This window comes from Stenotrophomonas pictorum JCM 9942 (genome assembly GCF_001310775.1).
Classification (GTDB): domain Bacteria; phylum Pseudomonadota; class Gammaproteobacteria; order Xanthomonadales; family Xanthomonadaceae; genus Stenotrophomonas; species Stenotrophomonas pictorum.
In genome coordinates this window covers 1-2,588 of the sequence record NZ_BAZI01000369.1, presented here as the reverse complement: position 1 = coordinate 2,588, position 2,588 = coordinate 1, and the positions used below count along the sequence as shown (strand labels likewise).

Below are 2,588 nucleotides of genomic sequence, written 5' to 3'. Positions count from 1 at the left end.
ACCCGCGCCAACCCAGGGCTGAGCGGGCAGCGCCGCAGGCACGAGAACGAAGCGACCTCCGGGTCGCTTTTTTCATGGGTGTGGCAATACACCCGCCGCCCCGCTTGGCGACGGGCGAGGTTCATGGCGCCACCTGGCACACGCATTTTTATGCCGTTTTTACGCCACCATCCGGTCCGCGCCGTCGCGCGTTTATGGCCTGCCGAAGGACGATGTCTTACCTGACCGGGGATCAGGCTCATTGCAGGCTGCTCCCCGCCCTCCATCCACGCGCCATTCCGGCCCAACCGGAGCGCGTCCTGAATTCGAGGTTTCCATGCCCGGCTGGCTTGCCCTGTTGTGCGGCGTAGTGGTGCTGATTGCCGCTGCCTACCTGTTGTACGCGGTCCTTCGACCCGAGTCGTTCTGAGGAGCGCCGTCGTGATTGAACCCATCCTCATCATTCTGGCCAGCCTGGCGCTGGCCTGGCCGCTGGGCCTGTACCTGGCCCGGCTGATGCGTGGTACGCCGATGCGTATCGACGTCCTCTTCCACTGGATCGAAAAGCCGCTGTACCGCGTGCTCGGCGTGGACCCGAAACATTCCATGTCCTGGCGCGGCTATGTGGTCGCGTTCCTGATCAGCAACCTGGTGCTGGCGGTGCTGACCATGACCGTGTTCATGACCCAGGCCTGGTTGCCGTTGAACCCGGACAACATCCCCAACCTGCGCTGGGACACCGCGCTGCACACCATGGTGTCGTTCCTGACCAACACCAACCAGCAGCATTACAGCGGCCAGGCGCAGCTGTCCTACTTCTCGCAGATGACCGGCATCACCGGCCTGCAGGTGATCACTCCGATGATGGGGCTGGCACTGGCGGTGGCAACGCTTCGTGCCCTGTTCATGAAACCGGCCGGCAACGACAGCGGCAATGCCTCGCCGCGCGTCACAGTCGGCAACTATTACGCCGACGTGGTGCGCCTGTGCCTGCGCTTCCTGCTGCCGCTGTGCCTGGTGTGGACACTGCTGCTGAACTGGCAGGGCGTGCCTTCCACGCTGGCCGCCGGCCCGCAGGCCACGCCGATCGATGCCACCGCCGGCATGGAAACGCAGAAAATCCCGCTCGGCCCGGTTGCGGCGATGGTCGCCGCCAAGCAGCTCGGCGCCAATGGCGGCGGCTGGTATGGCCCGAACAGCAGTTTCCCGCTGGAAAATCCGACCCCGCTGTCGAATGCGCTGGAGCTGATCGGCATCCTGCTGATCCCGATGGCCATCATCTGCATGCTCGGCAGCTTCACCGGCCGGCGGCGCTTTGGCGCGCTGGTGTTCGGCTGCATGCTGACCATGTCGGTGCTGTCCACCAGCGCCAGCCTGTGGCTGGAAGGCCACAGCGCCAGCGCCGCCAGTGCGTTGCTGATGGAAGGCAAGGAGACCCGTTTCGGCGCCGATGGCACGGCGCTGTGGTCGTCCATCACCACCCAGGTGCAGAACGGCTCGGTCAATGGCATGCACGACTCGCTGAGCCCGCTCGGCGGGATGATGCCCATCGTCAACATGCTGGTCAGCGCGATCTGGGGCGGCATCGGCTGCGGCATCCAGCAGTTCCTGGTCTACCTGATGATGGCGGTGTTCCTGGCCGGCCTGATGACCGGACGTACACCCGAACTGCTGGGCCGCAAACTGGAAACGCCGCAGGTGCGCCTGCTCGCGGTGCTGGTATTGCTGCAGCCGATCACCCTGCTCGGCCTGACCGCGCTGACGCTGGCCATGCCTGGCCTGGCCGGCACCTCCAACCCCGGCTTCCATGGCATCAGCCAGGTGTTCTACGAGTTCACTTCGGCCTATGCCAACAACGGCTCGGGCTTTGAAGGGCTGGCCGACAACAGCGTGTGGTGGAACCTCAGTTGTGCGCTGGTGTTGGCACTGGGCCGCTTCCCGATCCTGATCATCCCGCTGGTCATCGCCACCCAGCTGGCCGCCAAACGGCAGGTGCCGCAAAGCGCCGGCAGCCTGCAGATTGAAACCCCGACCTTCGCATTGACGCTTATCTGCGTGGTCATCGTCCTTACCGTGCTGCAGTTCCTGCCAGCGCTGGTGCTTGGCCCGGTGGCCGAACACCTGAGCCTGCTGGCCCTGCAGGGAGCCCCCTCACCGTGAACGCCCCCATGAACCGCTCCGCCTCTCCTGTGGCATCTTCTCCTGCGGCATCGCGCCGCCCCGCCGTGCTCGATGCAGCCGACCTGCGCCGTGCGCTGTTCGACTCGGTCCGCAAGCTGTCGCCGCTGCACCTGCTGCACAACCCGGTGATGGCGGTGGTGATGGCCGGCACCGTGCTGGCGCTGACCGTCACCCTCAGCGGCACCGCGCCGCTGGGCTTCGGTCTGGCCGTCACCGCGATCCTGCTGGTGACGGTGTTGTTCGGCAATTTCGCCGAAGCCGTGGCCGAGGCGCGTGGTCGTGGTCAAGCCGCGTCGCTGCGCCGTGCACGCCAGGACCTGGTCGCACGGCGTGTTTCCACGCCGCTGCAGGGCGCGGCCGAAAGCCGTGTGCCGGCTGCCGAATTGCGCCCGGGCGACCATGTGATCGTCAGTGCCGGCGAGTTCGTG

Annotated in this window: 3 protein-coding genes and 1 pseudogene; 3 read left to right on the top strand and 1 reads right to left on the bottom strand. The window is 66.0% G+C overall.

What is annotated here, in order from left to right:
- Positions 1-242 (bottom strand): hypothetical protein (locus tag JCM9942_RS19690; RefSeq protein WP_218185498.1); only part of this gene is annotated, 242 nt, incomplete at its 3' end.
- Between the two features lie 74 nt (positions 243-316).
- On the opposite strand from JCM9942_RS19690, the gene JCM9942_RS13810 reads away from it, so the two are divergent.
- From JCM9942_RS13810 to JCM9942_RS13800, 3 genes and pseudogenes are all read left to right on the top strand, one after another.
- Positions 317-409, top strand: a complete 93-nt coding sequence (locus JCM9942_RS13810; protein ID WP_054660392.1) for a potassium-transporting ATPase subunit F — start codon at positions 317-319, stop codon at positions 407-409.
- Between the two features lie 11 nt (positions 410-420).
- Positions 421-2,139 carry a potassium-transporting ATPase subunit KdpA gene (kdpA, locus tag JCM9942_RS13805; protein ID WP_054660390.1) on the top strand — a complete coding sequence of 573 codons (1,719 nt, stop codon included), beginning with the start codon at positions 421-423 and terminating at the stop codon, positions 2,137-2,139.
- Between the two features lie 8 nt (positions 2,140-2,147).
- A pseudogene (locus JCM9942_RS13800) lies at positions 2,148-2,588 on the top strand (potassium-transporting ATPase subunit B); the annotation flags it as partial.